The sequence below is a fragment of the Pseudoalteromonas sp. HL-AS2 genome, assembly GCF_031198805.1.
Classification (GTDB): Bacteria; Pseudomonadota; Gammaproteobacteria; order Enterobacterales; family Alteromonadaceae; genus Pseudoalteromonas; species Pseudoalteromonas nigrifaciens.
Window position 1 is genome coordinate 2005118 of record NZ_CP133571.1, and the last position, 24570, is coordinate 2029687.

General features: G+C 39.9%; 21 protein-coding genes and 8 tRNA genes. 7 read left to right on the forward strand and 22 right to left on the reverse strand.

The genetic code is table 11. The features are described from left to right. Window positions 1-11: 11 nt before the first annotated feature. Window positions 12-1430, forward strand: coding sequence for a sodium:alanine symporter family protein (locus RB215_RS09360; protein WP_309216267.1), 1419 nt, complete (start codon window positions 12-14; stop codon window positions 1428-1430). A 680-nt stretch (window positions 1431-2110) separates the two neighbouring features. Here RB215_RS09360 and RB215_RS09365 read toward each other — a convergent pair. The 12 genes from RB215_RS09365 to RB215_RS09420 form a co-directional block, all read right to left on the reverse strand. Next, window positions 2111-2197, reverse strand: a tRNA-Leu gene (locus RB215_RS09365). Between the two features lie 38 nt (window positions 2198-2235). Then, window positions 2236-2309: transfer RNA gene (locus RB215_RS09370), tRNA-Cys, on the reverse strand. Between the two features lie 19 nt (window positions 2310-2328). Next, a tRNA-Gly gene (locus tag RB215_RS09375) sits at window positions 2329-2404 on the reverse strand. Window positions 2405-2479: 75 nt separating this feature from the next. After that, window positions 2480-2566: transfer RNA gene (locus RB215_RS09380), tRNA-Leu, on the reverse strand. Window positions 2567-2605: 39 nt separating this feature from the next. Then, window positions 2606-2681, reverse strand: a tRNA-Gly gene (locus RB215_RS09385). Window positions 2682-2745: 64 nt separating this feature from the next. After that, window positions 2746-2832, reverse strand: a tRNA-Leu gene (locus RB215_RS09390). 37 nt (window positions 2833-2869) lie between these two features. Continuing rightward, window positions 2870-2943 (reverse strand) — tRNA-Cys (locus RB215_RS09395). 17 nt (window positions 2944-2960) lie between these two features. Next, window positions 2961-3036 (reverse strand) — tRNA-Gly (locus RB215_RS09400). A gap of 216 nt (window positions 3037-3252) precedes the next feature. After that, complete coding sequence (gene pgsA, locus RB215_RS09405) at window positions 3253-3798, reverse strand: CDP-diacylglycerol--glycerol-3-phosphate 3-phosphatidyltransferase (RefSeq protein ID WP_089368514.1); 546 nt, start codon at window positions 3796-3798, stop codon at window positions 3253-3255. Window positions 3799-3840: 42 nt separating this feature from the next. Next, window positions 3841-5664, reverse strand: coding sequence for an excinuclease ABC subunit UvrC (gene uvrC, locus RB215_RS09410; RefSeq protein ID WP_309216268.1), 1824 nt, complete (start codon window positions 5662-5664; stop codon window positions 3841-3843). A 9-nt stretch (window positions 5665-5673) separates the two neighbouring features. Further along, window positions 5674-6324, reverse strand: a complete 651-nt coding sequence (gene uvrY / locus RB215_RS09415) for a UvrY/SirA/GacA family response regulator transcription factor (protein WP_011328582.1) — start codon at window positions 6322-6324, stop codon at window positions 5674-5676. A gap of 148 nt (window positions 6325-6472) precedes the next feature. Beyond that, complete coding sequence (locus RB215_RS09420) at window positions 6473-7618, reverse strand: dicarboxylate/amino acid:cation symporter (RefSeq protein ID WP_011328583.1); 1146 nt, start codon at window positions 7616-7618, stop codon at window positions 6473-6475. Window positions 7619-8310: 692 nt separating this feature from the next. Between RB215_RS09420 and cysK the strand changes: the two genes are divergently transcribed. Beyond that, window positions 8311-9279 carry a cysteine synthase A gene (cysK, locus tag RB215_RS09425; RefSeq protein ID WP_011328584.1) on the forward strand — a complete coding sequence of 323 codons (969 nt, stop codon included), beginning with the start codon at window positions 8311-8313 and terminating at the stop codon, window positions 9277-9279. Window positions 9280-9400: 121 nt separating this feature from the next. Continuing rightward, window positions 9401-9835, forward strand: coding sequence for a hypothetical protein (locus RB215_RS09430; RefSeq protein ID WP_041454731.1), 435 nt, complete (start codon window positions 9401-9403; stop codon window positions 9833-9835). A gap of 75 nt (window positions 9836-9910) precedes the next feature. On the opposite strand, the gene RB215_RS09435 is transcribed toward RB215_RS09430, so the two are convergent. The 8 genes from RB215_RS09435 to RB215_RS09470 all read right to left on the reverse strand — a co-directional run bounded on the left by RB215_RS09435 (window position 9911) and on the right by RB215_RS09470 (window position 18485). Continuing rightward, window positions 9911-12187 carry an acyl-CoA dehydrogenase gene (locus RB215_RS09435; RefSeq protein WP_309216269.1) on the reverse strand — a complete coding sequence of 759 codons (2277 nt, stop codon included), beginning with the start codon at window positions 12185-12187 and terminating at the stop codon, window positions 9911-9913. Between the two features lie 242 nt (window positions 12188-12429). Next, window positions 12430-13233, reverse strand: coding sequence for a putative porin (locus tag RB215_RS09440; protein ID WP_309216270.1), 804 nt, complete (start codon window positions 13231-13233; stop codon window positions 12430-12432). 200 nt (window positions 13234-13433) lie between these two features. Continuing rightward, on the reverse strand, window positions 13434-13808 hold the full coding sequence (locus RB215_RS09445) for a PH domain-containing protein (RefSeq protein WP_011328588.1): 375 nt from the start codon (window positions 13806-13808) through the stop codon (window positions 13434-13436). Beyond that, the gene (locus tag RB215_RS09450) at window positions 13808-14716 is read right to left on the reverse strand and encodes an ABC transporter ATP-binding protein (RefSeq protein ID WP_011328589.1); all 909 of its coding nucleotides are present in this window, start codon (window positions 14714-14716) and stop codon (window positions 13808-13810) included. The genes RB215_RS09445 and RB215_RS09450 overlap by 1 nt, the downstream gene beginning before the upstream one ends. After that, entirely contained in the window at window positions 14713-15540 is an 828-nt protein-coding gene (locus RB215_RS09455; RefSeq protein ID WP_309216272.1) for an ABC transporter permease subunit, read from the reverse strand. The genes RB215_RS09450 and RB215_RS09455 overlap by 4 nt, the downstream gene beginning before the upstream one ends. A gap of 143 nt (window positions 15541-15683) precedes the next feature. Beyond that, a complete protein-coding gene (locus tag RB215_RS09460) occupies window positions 15684-16865 on the reverse strand; it encodes a cystathionine beta-lyase (RefSeq protein WP_179808246.1) in 1182 nt (393 codons plus the stop codon). A 2-nt stretch (window positions 16866-16867) separates the two neighbouring features. After that, complete coding sequence (gene nudC / locus RB215_RS09465; protein ID WP_089368520.1) at window positions 16868-17791, reverse strand: NAD(+) diphosphatase; 924 nt, start codon at window positions 17789-17791, stop codon at window positions 16868-16870. Window positions 17792-17981: 190 nt separating this feature from the next. Beyond that, entirely contained in the window at window positions 17982-18485 is a 504-nt protein-coding gene (locus tag RB215_RS09470) for an NYN domain-containing protein (protein ID WP_086999215.1), read from the reverse strand. 150 nt (window positions 18486-18635) lie between these two features. Here RB215_RS09470 and RB215_RS09475 point away from each other — a divergent pair, with 150 nt between their 5' ends. Next, a complete protein-coding gene (locus RB215_RS09475; protein ID WP_041454486.1) occupies window positions 18636-19259 on the forward strand; it encodes a hypothetical protein in 624 nt (207 codons plus the stop codon). Further along, a complete protein-coding gene (locus RB215_RS09480; protein WP_011328595.1) occupies window positions 19259-20002 on the forward strand; it encodes a DUF3307 domain-containing protein in 744 nt (247 codons plus the stop codon). The genes RB215_RS09475 and RB215_RS09480 overlap by 1 nt, the downstream gene beginning before the upstream one ends. A gap of 104 nt (window positions 20003-20106) precedes the next feature. Here RB215_RS09480 and RB215_RS09485 read toward each other — a convergent pair whose 3' ends face one another. After that, window positions 20107-21507: a DEAD/DEAH box helicase gene (locus tag RB215_RS09485; protein ID WP_011328596.1), complete on the reverse strand. Its 1401-nt coding sequence runs from the start codon at window positions 21505-21507 to the stop codon at window positions 20107-20109. A gap of 150 nt (window positions 21508-21657) precedes the next feature. Between RB215_RS09485 and RB215_RS09490 the strand changes: the two genes are divergently transcribed. Next, on the forward strand, window positions 21658-22080 hold the full coding sequence (locus RB215_RS09490; RefSeq protein ID WP_011328597.1) for a DUF1801 domain-containing protein: 423 nt from the start codon (window positions 21658-21660) through the stop codon (window positions 22078-22080). Between the two features lie 51 nt (window positions 22081-22131). On the opposite strand, the gene RB215_RS09495 is transcribed toward RB215_RS09490, so the two are convergent. Then, window positions 22132-22971: an isopenicillin N synthase family oxygenase gene (locus RB215_RS09495; protein ID WP_011328598.1), complete on the reverse strand. Its 840-nt coding sequence runs from the start codon at window positions 22969-22971 to the stop codon at window positions 22132-22134. A gap of 276 nt (window positions 22972-23247) precedes the next feature. On the opposite strand from RB215_RS09495, the gene RB215_RS09500 reads away from it, so the two are divergent. Further along, window positions 23248-24450 carry a bifunctional alpha/beta hydrolase/OsmC family protein gene (locus tag RB215_RS09500; protein WP_197182166.1) on the forward strand — a complete coding sequence of 401 codons (1203 nt, stop codon included), beginning with the start codon at window positions 23248-23250 and terminating at the stop codon, window positions 24448-24450. Window positions 24451-24570 lie beyond the last annotated feature (120 nt).

Below are 24570 nucleotides of genomic sequence, written 5' to 3' on the forward strand. Positions count from 1 at the left end.
AGGCAAATAGCATGACAGATATAATAAACAGTATAAGCAACCTCTTATGGGGCCATGTTTTAGTATACTTATTAATAGCAGCAGGGCTGTTTTTCACCATTCGCCTTCGCTTTATTCAATTTGTACAGTTTCCTCACATGATAAAAGTGATGTTTTTGAGTCGTAGAGGTTCAGGCGATGGCATCTCTTCATTCCAAGCCTTTTGTACTTCACTCGCAGCGCGTGTTGGTACTGGTAATATGGCAGGTGTTGCAGTTGCACTTTATTTAGGTGGTGCTGGGGCTATTTTTTGGATGTGGCTTATTGCTTTAATTGGTATGGCGACTAGTTTTGCCGAGAGCACATTAGCGCAAGCTTATAAAACGCGTGATGAACAGGGGAACTTTCGTGGTGGCCCTGCTTATTATATGGAATATGGTTTAGGTAAGCGCTGGATGGGCGTTATTTTTTCACTGTGTTTAATATTAGCGTTTGGTTTTGTATTTAACGCAGTGCAATCAAACTCTATTGCAGCTGCATTTAAAGTCGCTTTTGATATTCCGAACTATGTAGTAGGTATTGCTTTAGTTATTGGCTCTGGGATCATTATTTTTGGCGGTTTAAAAACTATTTCTCGATTTGCAGAAATGGTAGTGCCTTTTATGGCTCTTGCTTATTTACTAGTGGCTTTGTACGTTTGTGCTTTAAATTACTCTGAGCTACCTGGTGTTTTTATGCATGTTATAAATAGTGCATTTGGCATTGAGCAAGCAGGCGCAGGCGCAATTGGCTACGGCGTTATGCAAGCGATGATCCAAGGCATTAAACGTGGCTTGTTCTCAAACGAAGCGGGTATGGGTAGCGCTGCTAACGCAGCTGCAACAGCAACACCTAACCCTCCCCACCCTGCCTCACAAGGGTATGTGCAAATGTTAGGCGTTTTTGTTGATACTATTGTAATTTGTAGCGCTACTGCGGCATTAATTTTATTATCACAACAACTTACTGCTGGCTCTGGTTTAACGGGCATAGCTTTAACTCAAGCAGCACTTGAGGAGCATGTAGGTAGTTGGGGTGCAATATTCGTTGCGATTGCTATTTTATTCTTTGCTTTCACATCTATTGTTGCTAATTACTCTTATGCAGAAACAAATTTATTATTTTTAGAGCATAACCATGCATACGGCATGTTGATTTTTAGATTGTTAGTATTAGGTATGGTGATGTTTGGCGCTATGGGTGAGCTACCATTAGTGTGGACTTTAGCTGATATATCTATGGGGTTAATGGCTATTGTGAACGTTATAGCATTATTTATGTTGTCAGGCGTAGTTGTTTGGCTTGCTAAAGACTACAACACGCAACGTCGTGCTGGGAAGTTACCAACTTTCGATCCAACTAAAAATAAGCATCTTGATAAAACAATTCCAAAAGGGATTTGGCATAAGTAATTATAGCTAATATTGGTTAAATTAAAGGGAAGCTATATTGCTTCCCTTTTTTTGCTTTTAAAACACACCCATTACTGGCTCGCTTTTACATACCTAATTACGCTTCACTCTACACCTTCATACAATAACCTAAGCCTCAGAGACGCATGAGGCCTAACCTCCCCCTCTAAACTTAGTAACGATGATCTGGCGATTTAAATGGTAACGCTTTGCCGATTACTTATTGCTAACGCCTAGTAATCGCTACTCATGGTAAGCATTTAGTTTTGCATTGTAATACGTTCTCATGCGGCAAATACAAAACCCTATACTAGTGTATAGAGTCCTCATGTTTTGATTAGTATTCTAACTAGATGAAGTGTAGCCATGTAGCTAAGCGCTGCGGCGTTATTTCATTACGGGATCTTTGGTATTATCAGCAAGTGTGGCTATTTCTTACGTGCAGTAACAATAAATAGCTAATTGCTTAATTGGAAATACTTATTTAGGTAAGGCTGTAGACTTTAAGATATAAATAAGCACTGAATCTAGCGTTATTCAAGGTAACTATTCACTTTAACAGACTGGGTTTTATTGTAGTAATAAGATGTGTAGTTTTATTATAACGAATTGATGCGTAAATACTGACTAATGTTATTGCCAGCTTATAGCATTGTTTATAAGTAGTAATAGCAAGAAAGTGGTGCCCGAGGCCGGAATTGAACCGGCACGACTTGTTAGTCGAGGGATTTTAAATCCCTTGTGTCTACCAATTCCACCACTCGGGCATCGAGTTTGCTAATTAAAGCGTGTGGAGTAAATTATATGGAGGCGGAACCCGGAGTCGAACCGAGGTAAACGGATTTGCAATCCGGTGCATGGCCACTCTGCCATTCCGCCTAAATGTATCCAAATAATTTGGAGCGGCACACGAGGCTCGAACTCGTGACCTCGACCTTGGCAAGGTCGCGCTCTACCAACTGAGCTAGTGCCGCATTTTATTCTATAAGCAATGGTATTTACTTATACTATAAATTAGTATTTCATTACTCTGCCACTTTATATAAAAGTGGTGCCCGAGGCCGGAATTGAACCGGCACGACTTGTTAGTCGAGGGATTTTAAATCCCTTGTGTCTACCAATTCCACCACTCGGGCATCGAGTTTACTATTTAAAGCAAGTGGATAAAACTAATATGGAGCGGCACACGAGGCTCGAACTCGTGACCTCGACCTTGGCAAGGTCGCGCTCTACCAACTGAGCTAGTGCCGCATCATATTAGTTCTAAATTAAACATTTTATAAATTACACTTGGTAATGTAATTAAACCACAAAGTGGTGCCCGAGGCCGGAATTGAACCGGCACGACTTGTTAGTCGAGGGATTTTAAATCCCTTGTGTCTACCAATTCCACCACTCGGGCATCGAGTTTGCTATTTAAAGCATGTGGAGTGTTGCTATGGAGGCGGAACCCGGAGTCGAACCGAGGTAAACGGATTTGCAATCCGGTGCATGGCCACTCTGCCATTCCGCCTTAACAATGAGATAAACTGGAGCGGCACACGAGGCTCGAACTCGTGACCTCGACCTTGGCAAGGTCGCGCTCTACCAACTGAGCTAGTGCCGCATTTAATATTATTCAGTAAGCTTTCTATCAACTTGCAACGTATTGCAGTAAATATTCAGTAACTGATTAATTACCATTTAGTTTATCTTGGGGGCTATGCCCTCTCAACACGGACGCATTCTACAGAGATTATTAAACGCGTCAATACAAAAAATGCCACTTTCGAACTGTTTGATTATTTTTTATCTAATATGGTGCGTTATTAGACGTTTAGAATCAATTTTTGGTCAATTCACTCCATGCCGATACCAAATATTGCATCATAGAACTCAATGTTAGGAAGGTCGCAATATACAACAAACCAAAACTTAAATAATTCATCCAAGCATCGTATTGCCAAATTAGACCGATAATGGCTAACATTTGTGCTGCTGTTTTTATTTTACCCATATTAGATACAGCTACGTTATCACGCTTACCTTGTTCTGCCATCCATTCACGCAGTGCAGAGATAACAATTTCGCGGCTTATTATAATAAGTGCCGGGATAGTCATATACATAGACTGATAATGCTCTGATAACGCGACTAAGGCAGCGCACACCATAACTTTATCGGCAACGGGATCTAAAAACGCACCAAAGGGAGTTGATTGCTCAAGTTTACGTGCTAAATAACCGTCGAGAATGTCGGTTATTGATGCAAACCAAAAAATAAAGGCGGCAGCAAAAAGCGCCCATGAATAAGGCAAATAAAATACCACCAAAAAAATGGGGATAAGAAAAAGTCTAAAGGTTGTGAGTGTGTTTGGAATATTCCACATAACTGCTTGGGTATGTCTTTTTTGCTATATTCGCATGAAGGGCTAACCCTTGTCATGCAAATGGTTAAATATCTTGTCAGCCATGTCAGGGCTGATCCCCGGTACTTTCTTTAACTGTTCTATATTAGCAGCTTTTACCCCTTGCATGCCCCCTAAATATTTTAATAATGTTTGTCGGCGCCTAGCACCTACGCCATTTATTTCTTCTAATAATGATTGCGTTCGTTGTTTTTGGCGCTTATTACGGTGCCCCGCAATAGCAAAACGATGTGATTCGTCGCGTATATGCTGAATTAAATGCAGTGCAGGTGCATCTGAATCCATTGGAATAGTTTTTCGACCACCGTCTATTAACAGTGTTTCGAGGCCGGGTTTACGGCTTGTACCTTTAGCTACACCAACTAACAAGGGCATTTTTGCATGTGGCCAAGTAGCAAAATACTGCTCTGCACGCCCTAATTGCCCTTTACCACCGTCTATAAAAATCACATCGGGTATTTTATCTTCATCAACTAATTTGTTGTAGCGCTTATTAAGCGCAAACTCCATGGCAGCATAATCATCTCCACCGGTTATTCCAGTCACGTTGTAACGCCTATACTCTTTAGTATTGGGTCCTTGTGAATCAAATACCACACAGCTAGCAACCGTGTTCTCCCCCATAGTATGGCTTATATCAAAACATTCCATTCTGGTTATATCATCAAGGCGTAGGGTAGCTTTTAATTGCGCATAGCGTTTATTAATAGAGTCTTGGGTGCTTTGCTTAACGGTAATACTATTTAATGCGTTTTTATTGGCTAACTGCAAATACTGGGCACGCTCACCCCGAGTAACTACTTTAAGAGTTACTTTACGCTCACTTATTTGCGTAAGTGCTTGGCCTAATACGTCGCTTTCTTGTATTTCGAACGGCAAAATGATTTCTTTTGCGATACGCCCAGTTGCCCCCGGCGCTAAATAGTACTGGCCTAAAAACGAAGTCAATATTTCTTGTTCACTTGAGTCTTTTGGCACTTTTGGAAAGTAGGTTTTACTGCCCAATACTTTATGGTCGCGGATCATCAATAAGTGAATGCCATTTAAACCATTTAGGTGTGCAAAGCCTACAACATCCATTTCTGCAAAATTACCCGAAATAGACTGTTGTTCCTGCATTTTACGCAGCAACATTATTTGGTCACGCACTTTTGCAGCCAACTCAAAATTTAGCTGCTGGCTAGCTGCTTCCATTTTTTTAATGAGATCGGCGATTACCTCATGTGATTTACCCGTTAAAAACTTACGCACATAATCAACTTGCTCAGTATAATCTTCATCTGAAACTTTATTTACACACGGGGCTGAGCATCGTTTGAGTTGATATTGTAAGCATGGTCGGCTGCGCGCACGGTAATAAACATCTTCGCATTGACGAATGGGAAATATTTTTTGCATCAGTCGTAAGCTTTCTGATACCGCCCCCGCACTTGGAAATGGGCCAAAATACTCACCTTTTACTTTACGACTGCCACGATGAAACGCTAATCGAGGATGTTTATGATTAGTAAGTAATATATAAGGATAGGATTTATCGTCGCGTAATAAAATATTGTAACGAGGCTGATACTTTTTTATCAGATTGTTTTCAAGTAATAGCGCTTCGGTTTCGGTATTAGTAAGCGTTACTTCAACATTACAAATATTACTGACTAAAACACGGGTTTTGCTGTCGGTGATGTTACTTCTAAAGTAACTACTCACCCGTTTTTTTAAATGCTTTGCTTTACCAACATAAATTACTTGATTGTCACTATCGAGCATACGGTAAACCCCGGGCTCACTCGATAGTGTTTTTAAAAACTGGGCGTGATCAAATTCAGACATAAATTATGATTAGTACGATACGTCTATATCAATCATTTTATAGCGAATAGCTAAATGAGTCAGCTCTACATCGCCACTCACATTTAGTTTTTCAAACATACGATAGCGGTAGCTATTAACTGTTTTAGAGCTTAAATTTAAACGCTCAGCTATACTTTGTGCTTTTTCACCTTTGGTGATCATTAGCATTATTTGCAGTTCACGCTCTGACAAACTCTGAAATGGACTTTCATCTGTGCGCCCACTTACCTGTGCTAATGCAATTTGCTGTGCAATTTCAGGTGCAATATAACGCTGCCCGGCATGCACACAGCGTATAGCACGTACCATTTCATCAGACCCAGCACCTTTAGTTAAAAAGCCATGCGCGCCAAGCTGCATTACGGTACTAGGATACGGATCTTCACAATTAACAGTAAGCACTATAATTTTTACATCAGGGCAATAACGACATATCTTTTTCGTCGCCTCAAGGCCACCAATACCGGGCATATTCATGTCCATAAGTACTATATTGGGTGAGTGTTGACGACAAAATTGCACAGCCTCTTCACCTGTTTTAGCTTCTCCAACAACTTTAAAGCCTCGTACATCGTCAAGAATCCGCCTGATCCCTGTTCGTACCAACTCATGGTCATCAACTAAAAGTACATTAATCAATGGAACATCCTCACTAGCCTAATAAAATGCAATTTAATAATATTAATTTGCCACAGTAACACAGTTAAAATAAAACAATAACCGATATTATTTCATCGTTTAAGGTGTGTTAATACATGTATATTAACAGATTAACACACCCAGTTTATTATGCTTTTTCGCTAAAGCGATCTACCCACAAAGCAATAACGCCATCACCGGTTACGTTACACGCAGTACCAAAACTGTCTTGGGCTAAATATAGTGCAATCATTAAAGCTACTGCGCCTTCATTAAAGCCTAGCATAGTTGTTAATAAACCCAGTGCCGACATTACTGCACCACCTGGTGCACCTGGTGCGGCAATCATTACTACACCTAACATCATAATAAATGGCAACATGCCCATTAATGAAGGTGCTTGCATGCTTGGTGATAAAAACATGACCGCCATTGCACAGGTTACAATTGTAATTGTAGAGCCCGATAAATGAATTGTCGCACAAAGCGGAACCGTAAAATTGGCTACGTCTTCTTTTACGCCATTCGACTTACTTGATTGTAATGATACTGGAATTGTTGCAGCGCTAGACATTGTGCCCAAAGCGGTAAAGTACGCTGGTAGCATATTTTTAATTAATTCGATTGGGTTGCGTTTTAGTAACAAGCCTGTAGATACATATAAAACAGTAAGCCATAACCAGTGCATAACCAACGCTGCAATAAGTACTACGCCAAATGCTTGTAGGGTATCAACAACTGTTCCTGCTACCGTCATTTCGGCAAATACACCTGCAATATAAAATGGTAATGCCGGTATTATCACCTTAGATAATAAGCTATCAACAATATCACGCCCCTGATCAGACACTGTTTTAAGCGTAGTCAATTCAAGCTGGCTCATGCCAATACCAAATATAAATGCGCTCATTAATGCAGTCATCACGCCCATTAGTGGCGGAATTTCTAAATCAATAAAACTACCAACTTGTGTCGCTGATTCAGCTTCAAATGTAATACCGCCACTTAAAAATGGAATTACTGTGCTAACCAGTAAAAAAGCCAGTGTGCCAGCAATAACAGTAGAGCCATAAGCAAAACCAACTGTTTTACCTAATAAGTGCCCTGACCCTTTTGGTAGTCCAGCAATACCCGATGCAATAAAAAATAAAATGATCAGCGGTATAGTAAAGGAGATCAATTGTCCAATCAGTTCTTTAACAGTATATAAAAGTTCAACGCCTATTAGTGGTAAATAGAGTCCAGCTAAGATACCGGCCACAATACCGGCAATTAATTTTAAGATTAACTTCATTGTGATTGCTTTCTTGAATTTAGATACTGTGTTTTTATCATGTTTTGCATAGCTTGTATCATAAAACTGTTCAACTGCAGTTCATTTGCACAAATAAGCAACAATACGGTGAGTATTAAGTCTTTAATAGATTAATTGTTAGAATATAAATAAATATAACACGCCTTTCAAAAGTTTATTTTTCTACTTAATCTGAACTCTGATTAAGAGATTTACTAACGTATTGAATCATAGTTATATTTAATTTTATTTTCTCTAGCCAGAAGTTTTCAATGAAAACAAGGCGAATTTACGCGTCAATAGCTGGCCTATTGCAAGTAAATTCAACGCAATTAGCGCTGAAAATAGCTGCTTGAGATAGATTTATTATCCGGAGCTCAGGTTCCTTAAGTAACACTTGCAATGATCACGAGGCCAAGTTTTTATTTAATTAGGGTTTATTTATCTTTTAAGCGTCGTTAGCGTCAATTAATGGGCAGTAACCACATTAAGAAGGCCCTGCATAGCTCAAAAATCAACCACGCCGCGGTAAATTCAAGCTTGAGAAATAAACACATCCTCGTTATAAGCCCAATAAATATATGTTATAGCCAAACTTTACTTTAAATTTTTTAAACTCACAGTAAAGTATGCTTATATAGTTAATAGCAAAACTACTAACATGTTAAGCGGATTGTATCCAAAGGAACATTATGTCTACTATTTTTGAAGATAACTCACTAAGCATTGGTAATACACCGCTGGTAAAACTTAACCGTGTTACCGGTGGCAACGTATACGCAAAAATTGAATCTCGCAACCCAAGCTTTAGTATAAAATGTCGTATTGGTGCATCAATGATTTGGGAAGCTGAAAAATCAGGGCAGCTAACGAAAGATAAAGAACTAATTGAGCCTACATCTGGTAATACCGGTATTGCGCTGGCGTTTGTGGCAGCATCTCGTGGTTATAAACTAACCCTTACCATGCCAAATACTATGAGTTTAGAGCGCCGAAAACTGCTCAAAGCATTAGGTGCAAACCTAGTACTAACCGATGGCGCAAAAGGTATGAACGGTGCAATTGATAAAGCAAAAGAAATTCAAGCAACCGCTCCCGATAAATATATTTTATTACAACAATTCGAAAACCCGGCAAACCCTAAAATTCACTTTGAAACCACCGGCCCTGAAATTTATGATGCCCTTGATGGTAAAGTAGACTTTTTTGTTGCAGGCGTTGGTACTGGCGGGACTATCACTGGTGTTAGTCGCTACCTTAAAAACGAAAAAGGTCTCAATGTAAAATCGATTGCTGTTGAGCCAACAAATTCACCGGTTATTAGCCAAACGCTAGCAGGTGAAGAAATTAAGCCTGGGCCACATAAAATTCAAGGTATTGGTGCTGGCTTTATTCCTGGTAACTTAGATTTAAGTGTGATTGATGGTGCAGAGCAAGTATCTAACGAAGATGCTATTGCGATGGCACACCTACTAATGAGACAAGAAGGTATATTAGTAGGTATTTCATCTGGCGCAGCGGTTGTTGCGGCGAAACGCATTGCTGAAAAGCCTGAAAATGCAGATAAAAATATAGTGGTTATTTTACCAAGTGCCACTGAGCGTTATTTATCAAGCCCCATGTTTGATGAAGAGTTTAGTGAACAAGAGCTCGTGCAATAAGTATTTTGTTTGAAAAAAGGATGCTAAGAGCATCCTTTTTTATTGCTTATTTATTCACCCCCCTTTACATCCGTGCAATAAAGCCACACACTTTGTAAAGAATGAATAAATTATATTGATGATGAAAAAACTAACCTCTTTTTTAAGCTTAACTTTTTGCCTATTTATTATTAGCTGCACTGAAGAAGTTGCCCAAGTTAATAGCACGCCGGGCGATGCTGCAACGGCTTATTTTGACGCGCTTTATAATCAAAAAAATCTGCATAAAGCCAGCACTATGGCAACCCCAAACCTTGCCCGCATTATGAAATCATACGGTACTGCTAAGCAATTTTCTCGCACCTTATTAAACATGCAATATGATCAAGTGGTTATAGAAGTTGATATGTCTAATATGAGCTTACGGGAGCAATATGGCGACTCGGCTAAAATTAATCTTATATTCACCGGCACTCTAAATGGTAAAAAAATTGATGATATGCGCAGCGTTAAAATGCGTCATAAAAAAGGCCTATGGTATATAGATAAAATAGTGACCGATCCTTACGCTCGTTAACTTAAATGAATTAAACGAAAAAGGCCTTACATTTGTAAGGCCTTTTTCGTTTTAGTTATTACTTAAAGCACTGCGTTATAGCTCACCAGGTTGAAAGTTATCAACTGCTATGGCTTGCTTTCTTAATTTATTAGCATGATGCATTGCATCGGCATCGGTTTGCTTTAATAAATCGTTTTCAAGCGCATAATTAATCGCCCCCTCAATATCAAGCGTAGCGGGTACCTTCCCTTTACGCTGCCATTGTTTTAGATCTTTAAATTGTGTTTGCATATCATGCATTGCTAAAAATGCACTTTCCATTACACCCGTACCCGCGTTTTCATCCACATAACATAAATGCGTTAAACGGTTTCTAAACACACCTGGTTGAGTCATATGTTTACAAATACTTTGTGCAATGGCATCACTTGGTTTGTGATAATGATTACCGAGTGGGAATACAATACGTTTGAGCACAAAGTTAACCACCGGGTTTGAGAAATTTTTAAAGAAACCATCAAATGCTTGGCCAATTTCATACAATGACGTTTCTATTGCGTATTTAACAAAGGGTAAGTCGGCTTGTTGACGCCCTTCGTCTTCAAAACGTTTTAGTACGGTTGACGCTAAGTACAAATGGCTTAATACATCACCTAAACGTGCCGATATCATTTCTTTACGTTTAAGTTCTCCGCCTAACATGAGCATGGCTACATCTGTACATATGGCAAGGCCACGGCTCATTCTTGTCAGTTGCTTATAGTAAACTGCTGTTTCGCCACTTACTGGTGCTTTAGCAAAACAACTACGCGTTAAACCATGCACAAATGCCATGCTGGCGTTGCACGCGGCAAACATAATATGGTCCATTAATAAACCATCAAATTGCTCTAATGCAGCGTCATCATCTTCCATCGCTGCCGCTTCCATTTCTTTTAATACAAACGGATGACAACGTGTGGCACCTTGGCCAAATATCATTAAATTACGCGTTAAAATATTAGCGCCTTCTACCGTAATCGATACCGGGATCCCCATATAGCCATGCGCTAAATAGTTATTTGGACCAACCTGAATGCCTTTACCTGAATGAATATCCATCGCATCGTTCATTACTGTACGACCCATTTCAGTCATATGGTATTTAGCAATAGCGGTAACAACTGAAGGGCTGAGTTTTAAATCAATTGCACCTGCCGTCATTAAACGACACGACTCAAGCGCATAGGTTAAACCACCAATACGTGCAAGTGCTTCTTGTACACCTTCAAATTGACCAATAGACACACCAAACTGTTGGCGCACCATGGCGTAAGCTGAGGTCATTTTAGCGGCTAAATGCCCTGTTGCTGTACTTAATGCTGGCAATGAAATGCCGCGCCCTGCACTTAAACACTCAACCAACATGCGCCAACCACGTCCAGCGCCTTGCTGCCCGCCTATAATCCAATCCAGTGGAATAAACACATCTTCACCGTACGTTGTGCCATTCATAAACGCCATATTTAGTGGGTAATGGCGCTCGCCAGTTTCAACTCCAGGGTGATCAGTAGGGATAAGCGCACAGGTAATTCCCAGCTCTTTTTCTCCACCTAATAAACCATCAGGGTCATACATTTTAAAGGCAAGCCCTAAAACCGTTGCCACAGGCGCAAGCGTAATATAACGTTTTGACCAATTTAAACGCAGGCCTAAAACCTCTTCGCCATTATGATCCCCCATACACACCACGCCTGAGTCAGGAATGCTTCCTGCATCAGATCCGGCTTCTGGACCTGTTAGTGCAAAACAAGGTACATCTTCACCAGTCGCCAACGTAGGCAACCAGCGGTTTTGTTGCTCTGTAGTACCGTAATGTAGCAGTAATTCACCTGGGCCTAAGCTATTAGGTACCATTACGGTAACAGCTGCTGTTAAGCTTTTTGTGGCAATTTTTGACACTATAGTAGAGTTTGCAATCGCAGAAAATTCACGCCCACCAAATTTTTCAGGAATTATTAATGCAAAAAAACCTTCCGATTTTAAGTAATCCCAAACATCTTTTGGTAAGTCTTTATCTTTTTGCACAATTTGATAATCGTCAAGCATAGCCAATAAAGTCTCTACTTGATTATCCATAAAGGCGTTTTCTTTATCACTTAGCTCAGGCTTAGGAAAGCGGTGCAGCTTTTGCCAGTCTGGGTTACCACTAAATAACTCACCATCCCACCAAACATCACCAGCTTCCATTGCCTCGCGCTCGGTTTGTGATAACGGCGGTAATACTTTTTTAAACATTTTAAAGGTAGGTCGACTGATTAAATTGAGGCGAATATTTTTAACTGCAAATATAACCACCACCACGACCAGCAATATAATAAAAAATGTCATGTGCATATTCCTTGATACATTGAATGAAAATAGTGGTTTAATTATGACCGTTCTCAAGTTAAATACAATCATTCTTCAGTCGTAAGTTATGCTTAGTTTATTTAAAAATCACCTCTTTTAACTTTCTGCATAGCTTTAGTTATTATTTTTAACTCAATTACTTACTTTAAAAATACAAAAACCCCGCTTAGTATTAAGCGGGGTTTGTTTTTACTCTTAAGTAAATTAACTATAAGCCTTAATTAAAACTGAAAACGCATGTTAGCAAAGTAAGCATCGTTGCCTGAATCATCAGCATTGTTACCGTAACCAACTTTAATACCTACATTTTCATTAATGAAATGCTGAGCACCAAAGCTGTAAGCATCTTGCTTGTTGTAGTTAGCAAATACAGATGTTGCTTTTGAGAAGTAGTAGTTAGTTTCTGCTACCCATTGGTTTTCTTTATCATCAATGCTCTCGTATTTACCTTCAAACGTTAAGAAGTTACCTTGTTGCAAGTCAATAAAGTATTTAGCTGCTACTGCACGGTAATCAAAGTCGTCATCAGCGGTTACTGTTACACCAATGTAGTCAGTGCTGTTTAGCATGTGGTTGTAAGCTAAATCAAATAACGCAAAATCTTCACCGTTTTTGTTTTCAACTAAAGTTACTTTAGCCAGTAAGTTTGGGTTAAAAAAGAAACCACCTGAAAGCGTGTAAAACTCATTGTGCGAACCAGTATCAAGGTTACTGTAAGATGCACCTACCACAAAGTTGTTAATAAAGTATTCGCCACCAACTGAAGTTACGTCACTAGAGTCGTCGTCAGCGTAGCCACCATATACATTACTTTGTTTATTTATGTATTCAAACTGATCGTACGGGCCTAATGTTTTTTTAGGCGATAAATAGTAAATAGAATCCACCGCAACGGTATTGTTATTGCTGCTAGCTTCATGCTTAAAGCCTAGGTTACTAATTGACTGATAGCTATCTGCTGCCATTGCAGTGGTTGCAGCGCTAGATAATAAAATACTTGAGATAATAACTGCTAACTTTTTCATTATGATAAATCCCTATTTATATGACTTTTTTATGTCTTAGCTGGGTAGCTGAGATCGAGGGACATGCTAACGCTGTGAAACTGAATGAAAACTTAACTAAGCACTTGTATTCATTAAGTTAATTGTAATGAAGTGTAGGTATGTGTAAGATTAAAGTAATTGCAACACCATGCTAACAACTACTTTAACTAAACTAAGTATTACAGTGCATATTGGCTAATAATACGATAAACATCATTAATATTATCGCCAGACTTAAAGTCTTTACTAATAGGTGTAGAGTCTGAGCCAACCCATATTTTCAGCTCGGCATCTAGATCAAAATGCCCTGCGCTTTCTTTACTAAACTTTGTTATTTTTGAGTAAGCTATGCTGATCATTTCCATTTTAGAACCAGTAACTCCTTGTTTATCTATCAAGATCAATCGCTTGTTAGTAAAAATAAACATATCGCGTATTACTTTATAAGCCTTTTCAACCTGTTCGCCTTCTATTAAGGTATTTAATAATACTTTTTCTAAGTCGGCATCATCTACTTCGCTAGCGTTACCCATTAACCCACTGAATAATCCCATTATAATTTCTCCTGTTTAAAAATTTGATTCTCTAGGGTGTGTCCGTTCACAAGCTGCCTATATTGCCAGTTATGCTGATGGCAAAAGTTAAGCAATGCAATATCAAGCGGTTCACCTGTAGGCTGGTACTCAATTACAAACTCTTTATGTTGGCTCATATATACACGGCTTATACCTGCTATCGATTGCAACTGCTGCTCTACATTTTGATAATTTTCATTAAGCATTAGGGTATAAAAATGTGTATCTGACTTGTTTTCTTTGGTTTGATGCTCGCTTAAAACGCCTTTATCTAAATGCAATACTTGCGAGCAAAGTCGCTCCAGCTCAGTTAAATCGTGCGAGCTTAAAATAAAAGTAGCCTGCTCACTTAAATCAGAAACCAGCTCGCGTACTTCTCTGGCATGAATAGGATCAAGCCCCGCAGTGGCTTCATCAAGCATCACTATTTGCGGCTCACCAATAAGCGCCTGTGCTATGGTTACACGTTTACGCATACCGTGTGATAAGTCCCCTGCACGCTGCTTTGCAATCTCTTTTAGACCAACCAAGTCAAGTACACGTAGCGCCTCAGTTTGGCTTTGCTTAGCGCCCATACCCTGTAGTTTTGCATAAAAGGCAAGTTGCTTGTCTATATTAAAACGAGGGTCAAGCTGCGCGTCTTGCGGTAATGCACTTACTTTATTAAATAAAGCTGCGCTGCCAGGCTTATGCCCTAATATTTCAAGACTGCCTTTACTGGGCGCTATATAGCCGCATAACAAACTAAATAAGGTGGTTTTACCCGCGCCATTTGGCCCAACAAGCGCCACTGGCGCACCTTTATTTATTTCAAAGTTCACATTATTAAGCGCAAGTTTTGCGCCATACGATTTACTCAAACCGCTGCCTGTAATTAATGCTCTCATAGTGAGCTCCTTGCAAAAACACGCTGAGCAACGCTTAGTAATACCGCTGTTTGGATCAGTGGAATAGCCACCGCGCTTAGTAATGGTAAATTTTGTCCAGCTAATAGCTCTATTTGTACACCCGGAAATAAAAAATCAAGCATACCTAATGCGGGGATTTGCCACTGCAAAATACCAACAACAATACCGCCTGCAGTAAAATATAAAATTGCCAACACTATAGATAAACGCGATGAGCGAGCAAAGGTATTTATCAACGTCATAAGAGCTACAAATGGGCACAGAGTAACCACTAATATTAAAAATATAGAAAGTGCGCGGGCAAAGCCACCAGCAAGTAAACTAGGATCTCTAAACCCCAGCACAGCGAGCGTAGCCACCAGGGTAATACCTACCAAGCATGCTAATACCGCTAATTGCCCTAAAAAACGGCCAAAGAGTATTTCAAAACGTGTTGAACGCAGCGATAAAAAACGAAGTGTGCCACGCTCTCTATCGCCTACTGTTTGGTCGCTGCAAATAAACACACTAAATATCGGAAAGCTATACAAAGCAATCAGCCAATACATAGCAAATTCGGCCTCAGGCCAATCAAGTAATTTACTTAAACCTATGGAGCCAGATATATCACGGGCAATTTGTTCAAAATCGGGCGCACTTACAATGCCTACCGCTTGCCCTATCGGGTAGCGCAGTATTATTAGCCACACCAATGCAAAGGCAGCTAATGCAATAAGCCCACGTTTAGTTAAAAACATACGTACGAGCTCAAAGCCTGCTATTTGCGTTAGTCGCCCTATGTTTATCGGTAATGGTGTTGCCATTGACTATCCTTAATGACTTTTTGTTTTCAGTATATTTATCCACACTAAGTGTAAATACCTTGAATTACCAGCAAAAAAAAGCTCACTAATGGTGAGCTTTGTAACAATACATTTTAATCTAACAGCATAAATTACATTAAAAATTATAAATGCTGCTTATAAACCTCAAGTGCTTGGCTTAAGTCGTTGATTAAATCGTCTACATCTTCAAGGCCTATATGCAAACGAATAACGGGCCCTAAATCCCAACCTGTATCAGAACGCAGTCCTTTCATGGTTAAATTAGCGGTTACTAAGCTTTCAAAGCCGCCCCACGAAAAACCCATTTTAAAATAGTGTAGGCTATCTAAAAACGCATCTATGGCAGCCTGATCCCCTGCTTTCATTACTATTGAGAACAAACCATTACTGCCATCAAAGTCACGTTTAAAAAATTCATGCCCCGGGCAAGTAGCAAATGCTGGGTGGCGAATATGATCAACAAGCTCATGTTGCTCAAGCCATGTAGCCACTTCTATTGCTGCTTTTTCGTGTTGATTTAAACGCACAGCCATAGTGCGTAAGCCCCTAAGTGCTAAATATGCATCGTCTGCGCTAGTGCATTGCCCGAGTAAATAGGAGTTTTCGCGCAAAGTTAGCCAATACTTTTTATTAGCAACAGCCACGCCCATCATTACATCAGAATGGCCTACTATATATTTAGTAGCTGCTTGAATACTAATATCAACACCGTGCTCAAGCGGACGATAATGCAAACCGTTGCCATAGGTATTATCAAGCATGGTCATTATGTGGTGCTCGTTTGCTACTTTTACCATAGCCGGTACATCTTGAATTTCCATGGTAATAGAGCCCGGCGATTCCAAAAACAATACCTTGGTGTTTGCTTTAATGTAGTCTTTAATTCCTGCGCCTATAGTAGGTGGGTAATACGTAGTGCTAATACCCAGGCCGGCTAGAATTTTATCGCAAAAATCACGAGTAGGTTCGTATACATTATCAACCATTAAAATATGGTCGCCGGTTTTTAAAAACGACAGCAAAGTTTGGCTAATTGCAGCTGCGCCACACGGATAAAGTACACACCCTTCGCCGCCCTCAAGCTCAGTTATCGCCTCTTGCAGCGCAAAGTGGGTAGTTGTGCCTCTACGGCCATAAAATAAGGTTTTGTCACCACATGTTTTAGCGGCTTTTTTTAATTCTGCTACTGAGTCAAATACTATGGTTGATGCACGTTGCACAACCGGATTAACTACACCGTGGGTATAGGCTTTTTTACGTCCTGATGTAACAAGTTGGGTATTTTTATTGCTTTTGCTCGTCATGCTTAATCCTTATTATTTAGCCAGTACTCAATTAAATAGCGAGAAATAGAATCTGTTCTGGGAAGCTTTAAATGCTCCCCTTCGTCATGCCAATTACCAAACTGGCGTAACTCTTCACGACTAAACCACTTAGCATCGTCAAGTTCGTTTTTATCAACATTAATATCTTCTGTAACCGCTTCGGCAAAAAAGCCCAGCATTATTGATGAAGGAAACGGCCAAGGTTGTGATGCAACATAACGTACATTATTTACTTCAATACCCGCCTCTTCTTTTACCTCACGAGCAACTGCTTGCTCGAGTGTTTCACCGGGATCAACAAAGCCCGCTAACGACGAATACATACCGCTCGCCCACGCAGCTTGACGACCTAGTAAACAGCGCTCTACCCCATCGGCAAACACTTTAGTAACCACCATAATTACTGCAGGATCAGTGCGCGGAAAAGTAGGGTGTTTACAGTTTTCGTTTTCGCATACTCGCGAATGCCCGGCTTCTACTAAATGATTTTTACTGCCGCAACGTCCACAAAAACTATGGGTTGCATGCCAATAACATAAGCCGCGTGCAAGTGCCGCTATTGAAGCGTATTTAATGGTTACTTGAGGGCCGTATTGGCGTATGTCAACAAACTGTGCGCCGTCAATTAAAGGATCAAGTATGCTCGTATCTAGCTTAGATACATCAAGAGCAAACACCCCATCTTTTGCATTGTTTAAGCCAACAAAAATAGCATTCGTTAAATCTAAATGGGCAACCTGTTGATACGATAAATAACTAACTTTTGGGGTATCTTTAATAAATAAGGTTTGATTATTTTTAACTAAAACCCACTTACTTTGCGCCGACATATGCGCTTTAAGCCATGCTGGGTCGTTACGAAAATTTGAGCCTCTGTCTAGTGGCATGTTGCTGTAATGAAGCATTTAAATCCTTAGGTACACGTTATGTTTTAAAATTACCATAACCCTTTAGTAAACCCAATTTATTAGCGCGATAAAAAAAGCCTAAAATAGGCTTAATTGCTATATAACACTGCAGTATTAAAAAGTCTCATGTTGCAGGGGCTAATAGCCTATGTGAGTGTTATTTTTTGGCTATTTAGTAAACCTTGATTTAAAGCAAAAATGTATTGTCGATTAAATGAAATTGCTCAGCACTTTGTTTTAATGCCTCTGCGGTTAACCTATCAGCGCCATATACATCACACGGAACATTATATTGGCTTTTTAAATGCCCCAACAATAAAGCAAAGTCGCCATCACCAGAGAGTAAAATAACTTTATCAAGGTTTTTACCATGCTCAAGCATATCAATGGTTATACCCACATCCCAGTCGCCTTTGGCACTGCCATCGCGGCGTTGAATAAATGGCTTAAGTTTTACCTCAAAACCAATTGCACGCAAAATATTTTGAAACTGGCTTTGTTTTTCATCCCCTCGGTAAATTGCATAAGCAAACGCACATTCAATATTATATTGCTGCGCCATAACTCGCCAAAATGCGTTGTAATCAAAGTTTTTTCCGTAACTTTCACGGCAAGTGTAATAAATATTTTGTACATCGACAAAAATACCTACACGGGGTTTGGTATTTTGCAGCTCGTGTTGTGAAGTCATTTAATTTCCTAATCAGGATTTATAGTAATGGCGTGGTGCTATTAAAATAAGTGTACCTTGCATTTTTTATTTAAGTAACCTAAATTGGTTACTTAACTCCATGTAACCAATTTAGGTTACATTTTAAAAAGTAACTATTTCGAGGCTCATATGATTGGTGTGATCAGCGGCGACATTATTAAATCGCAAACTATTCCTCAGCAGCAGTACGATGCCATGCTTTATCAGCTAGAGCAAAGCCTAAGAAGTATTACCACACAGCGCACTCATTGGAATATATACCGAGGCGATGCCTTTCAATTACAGTTAAACAACCCAGAGCAATTATTTAAAACCGCTATTTTAGTGTATTTACACTTAAAAGCATCGGGGTATGAACTACGCCAAAGTATGGCTTTAGGGAAAATAGATAATCCGCGCAGCGATATAAAAACCGCAACCGGCTCTGCCTTTACTCTCTCTGGGCAAGGGCTAGATAAAATAGCCAATCAACGCTTTATTATTAATATTGCAGAGCAACAACTCGATGAGAGCTTAAGCCTTAATCTAGCCTTTGTAGATGTGTTACTCACTAAAATTACGCTAAAGCAGGCCAATGCCTTGTATGTGTACTTAACTAAAGCCGACAACAGCCATGCCGCTGTAGCTAAAGAGCTAAAAACAAGCCGGGAGAATGTTACTAAATTGCTTAATTTAGCGCATTACCAACTAATAGAGCGTTTTATTAAATACACTCAGCAATGTATCCAAAAAATAATCGCAGGAAGTAAATAATGGCATTTTCACTCTTACTCGTTGCCCTTATTATTGGCCACCTACTCGCCGATTTTTACTGGCAACCCATGAGCTGGGTAAACGACAGAAACACCCGCCACTTTAAAGCAAAAAAACTTTACTACCATGTATTAGTTCACGGCGTGACTAGCGCACTAATTATTACGCTTTGGGAGTATACCTTTGGCTGGCAACAACTGAGTAGCGTATTTCTTGCCACCAGTATTATCGTGATTAGCCACTACTTTATTGATATTGCAAAATCGTACTCTAATAAAGGCGTAGTGCCTTTTTTATTCGACCAAATTGCACATATCATCATTATTATTGCGATAAGTATTTGGCTAACTGACAATCTGCAGTTTACTAACAGTGTAATGGCGCTATTAACCAACTCAAAAGCGCTGTGGGTTATAGCTGGTTACCTCATTATTTTAAATCCCAGTGCCGTATTTATAAGAATGATGTTAGAGCGTATAACCAACCACTTTTCAAGTGATGGTAGCCTGCCCTTAGCTGGACAAAGTATTGGCATGCTTGAAAGAGTACTGATGCTGACGTTTATCTTATTAGATCAGTTTGCAGGGCTAGGGTTTTTAATTGCCGCTAAATCTGTATTTAGATTTGGCGATTTAAGTGCCAGTAAAGATAAAAAGCTCACCGAATATGTAATGCTAGGCACACTACTTAGCGTAAGTGTTACCTTATTTGTAGGATTAGGAATTAATTACTTAATCAGCTAGCCTGTAATAATAGCAAAGCATACACACTAAAAAATCCCCATTAAAAAACGCGCTACTTGTAAAGCAAGTAAGCGCGTTTTTTGTATCAGCGTTTAAAAGTATTATTAATCGTTGTTACTTGGACGACGACGGCGCTGAGTATTACCACCAACAGATTCGCGTTTTGCCCATGGGCTTTGCGCTTTATCATCCGTTTTAGCTACTGGCTTTTTAGAACCGCCTCTGCGCGCACCCGTACCGTTTCCGCCATTATTAGGCTTTTTATTATTTGGCTTGCTGCTGTCAGATTTAGGCTTATTAAATGGCTGATTGGTCTTTTTAGCTTTTTTAGGAGCGATTGGACGCGCATCTAAGTCGCGCTCTGGTACTGGGTTAACCGGCTCAAAACCTTCTTCGGTAGCACGAGGAATAAGCTCACCAATAAAGCGTTCAATGCCGTATAAATCCACTGCATCTTCCGTGGTTACAAACGAAATTGCATGGCCCGATGCACCGGCGCGGCCAGTACGGCCAATTCGATGCACATAATCTTCGTATACGTTTGGTAAGTCGTAGTTAACAACGTGTGGAAGCTCCACAATATCTAAACCACGGGCAACAATATCGGTTGCAACTAACACACGTACTTCACCGCTTTTAAAGCCATCAAGGGCTTTAACACGTGCGCCTTGCGATTTATTGCCATGAATAGCCGCGCCAACAATATCATCGCGCTCTAGTTGTTTAACTAAGCGGTTTGCGCCGTGCTTAGTACGGCTAAATACTAATACTTGCTGCCAATCGTTAGTACGAATTAGGTGGCTTAATAACGCTGTTTTACGTGGTTTATCTACCGCGTAAACACACTGAGTAACGCTTTTAGCTGTGGTGTTTTTTGCAGCAACAGAAATTTCAACCGGATCGTTTATCAACCCTTTTGCCAGTGCACGAATTTCGTCAGAAAAGGTTGCCGAAAACATTAAGTTTTGACGTTTTGCAGGCATTTTTGCAATCAGGCGTTTAATATCATGAATAAAGCCCATGTCGAGCATGCGATCAGCTTCGTCAAGAACTAATACTTCAACACTATCAAACTTAACCGCATTTTGATTATGTAAATCGATTAGGCGCCCTGGAGTTGCCACTAAAATATCAACCCCTTTGCGCAAACGCTGCATTTGTGGGTTAATTTTAACGCCACCGTAAACTACAAACGAGCTTACATTTGAATGCTTTGCGTACTCTTCAACATTTTCACTAACTTGCAAAGCAAGCTCACGTGTTGGCGTTAAAATAAGTGCACGCACATGGTTACTTTTAGCTTTAGGACCGCTAGACAAACGCTCAATAAGTGGCAGTGTAAAACCCGCTGTTTTACCTGTTCCTGTTTGCGCTGCTGCCATCACATCACGACGCTCAATAATCGCCGGAATTGCTTGAGCCTGAATTGGCGTTGGCGTTTCATAGCCCTTCTCTAAAACCGCATTAACTAAAGACTGTGATAAACCTAAACCTTCAAAACTCATATAAACTCTCTTTTAAATAAGGCTAAACTAGCCAGTTGCGCGCATTATACCTATAACCTGCAATATTGCATAAAAATATTCACATCCAACTTTTAGTACTCATTTTTTGCTACTATTAACTACCGCTAAAAATAAATTAAAGAGTTACTTATGAGCTTAAAAACCCAAGCAAACCAAATAACTTTAGTTGAGTGTTTACATAATGTAGAGACTAAGCGGGAAGATGAGGCGAAAACATTACTCGCCCTATTTACAAAAGTCACTAATGAGCAAGCCGTTGTATGGGGTAAGGATATTATTGGCTTTGGCCACTACACCTATAAACATAACTCTGGCAGCAGTGAAAAATGGCCACTCACTGGCTTTTCCCCGCGTAAAACCAAGCTGTGTATTTATATAATGCCCGGCTTTGAAGATGAGACGATTAAAACCCTACTTAACCAGTTAGGAAAGCACAGTTTAGGTAAAAGCTGTTTATATATTACAAACCTAGCTAAAGTGGATTTAACGATACTCGCGCAGATTATTACAAGGTCACTCAACATTATGCAGCAGCGCTACCCGCAGTTATAAAACGCAAAAAACGGCTAAAAAGCCGTTTTTTTATATCGCGATATTTACTAGTTACTTAACGCCAAGCTCACGTAAACGCTCTTGCAAGTAACTATCAGCAGTATAGCGCTCTGATAACACCACATCTGGGCGAGGGTGTAAAAATAGTGGTAATGAAATACGCGACTTACTAGACGCTTTACCTGTTGGGTTAATTACCCGATGAATTGTTGAAGGGAAATAACCACCCGACGCTTCTTGTAGCATGTCACCAATATTAATGATCAAGCAACCAAAATCAGAAGGAACATCTAACCAACCGCCTTCGGTATTTTTAACTTGTAAACCCGGTTCATTAGAAGCAGGTAATACAGTTAGCAAGTTAATATCGCCATGCGCAGCTGCACGAATAGCACCAGGCTCTTCATCGCCGGTCATTGGTGGGTAATGTAAAATACGCAGTAATGTTTGCTCAGAATTAGCAATCATATCTTTTAAGTCAATCGAAAATTTAGCACGCACATCTGCTGGTGCTTCTGCTTGTACCCAACTTAAAAGCGTTGCTGCAAACTCATTAGCTAAACGATAGTACTCACGTATGTCTGCTTCTAACTGGGCAGGTACACGGCCTTTAGGATAAACATGGAAATACTCTTTAATGTCTTTAACTTTACAACCTTTTGCCACTTCAGATACCGAAGGCGGAAAATAGCCATCTTGGGTGTCTTTAGAAAATAAAAAGTCCTGCTTTTGCTCTGAGTTAAAAAAGTCTTGCCAATTTTTATAAATAGACTCAACTAAAGATTGCGGAATTGGATGGTTTTTTAATACCCCAAAGCCGGTATTTCTTAATGATTCAACAAATTGAGCAGCCGCATTGTCCGCTTTATAATCAACAGTAGGTAATTGCATTGTACATTCCAGTGAATAGGTTGTGAGAGATCATTTACATTATAGAGGTAGATTACTCTATTTAAGCAGCAAAGCCTGTATTATTACCACCGTGAGGATAGACAAACAGCCCTAAAATCATAAGGACATATGTCCGCACCTTGGCTAGGTGAGCAATCGAGTTGATCTTAATCAAATTATAAATAAAGATTGAAATAACATCACTTCGCACCTATCTCTGAACTATGATAGTAATGTTTATTATTTTGTACTTAAATTTAAGTATTAAGGCTTCTCATGCGACAAAAAGTATCTTTTAAAAGTGGTGATTTAAAATTGGCAGGACAACTTGAACTGCCCTCTGGTGAAATTAAATTTTACGCCCTATTCGCACACTGTTTTACCTGTGGCAAAGATATAGCGGCGGCAACACGTATCAGCCGTGCACTCACACAACAAGGGATTGCAGTATTACGATTTGATTTTACCGGCTTAGGTAATAGCGATGGCGACTTTGCCAATAGTAATTTCTCATCTAATATTCAAGACTTAGTAGCGGCCGCTAATCACCTGCGTGAACATTTTGGTGCGCCGCAGCTACTTATAGGCCACAGCTTAGGTGGAGCAGCAGTGCTGGCCGCTGCAGAGCACATACCAGAAGTATCGGCAATTACTACCATAGGTGCGCCGTCAGATGCACAACACGTAGCACACAACTTTAAAGCCCACCTAGATGAAATTAACGCAGCTGGCGAAGCTAAAGTAAATTTAGCGGGCCGCGAGTTCACTATTAAAAAACAATTTATAGACGATATAGCTAAGTACGATAAAAGCCACATAAGTAAACTTAAGCGCGCATTATTAGTAATGCACTCCCCTATTGACGCGACTGTAAATATTAGCGAAGCCGAAAAAATTTACGCATCAGCTAAGCACCCTAAAAGCTTTATTAGCCTAGATAACGCCGATCACTTACTTACTAATAAAAACGATGCCGACTACGCAGCAGATATTATTGCCACCTGGGCCAATCGTTATGTAAATTACGATAAAACTAAATATACGGCTAAATTAAATAATGGCAGCGTATTAGTAGAAGAAAAAGACCATGTATTTACTCAGCACGTAAGCACCAAAGAGCATACTTGGCTTGCTGACGAACCACTTAAAATGGGGGGCAAAAATCTAGGCCCAGATCCGTATGAGCATTTACTCGCGGGGCTTGGCGCGTGTACCTCTATGACACTGCGCATGTATGCGAGTCATAAAAAGTTACCGTTGGAACATGTCAAAGTTGAGCTTGAGCACACTCGCGATTATAAAAAACAAGACGGTGACGCAGAGCAAGGCCAAGGTGTTGAAGCTATTACGCGTAAAATCACCTTAACGGGCGACTTAACCCCCGAGCAACGCGCGCGCCTTCTCGAAATTGCTAATAAATGCCCAGTGCATAAAACCCTACACAATAACCCACTGGTGATAAGTGAATTGGTAGAGTAACGTATAATAATTTTAATTCTGTATATAAAATAGCGCAGTTAAAGCTGCGCTATTTTTTCATCTTGTTAAGCTAAATAATTAATTATTTTAAATGTGTGCGATAATAACCGTCATTGTTCC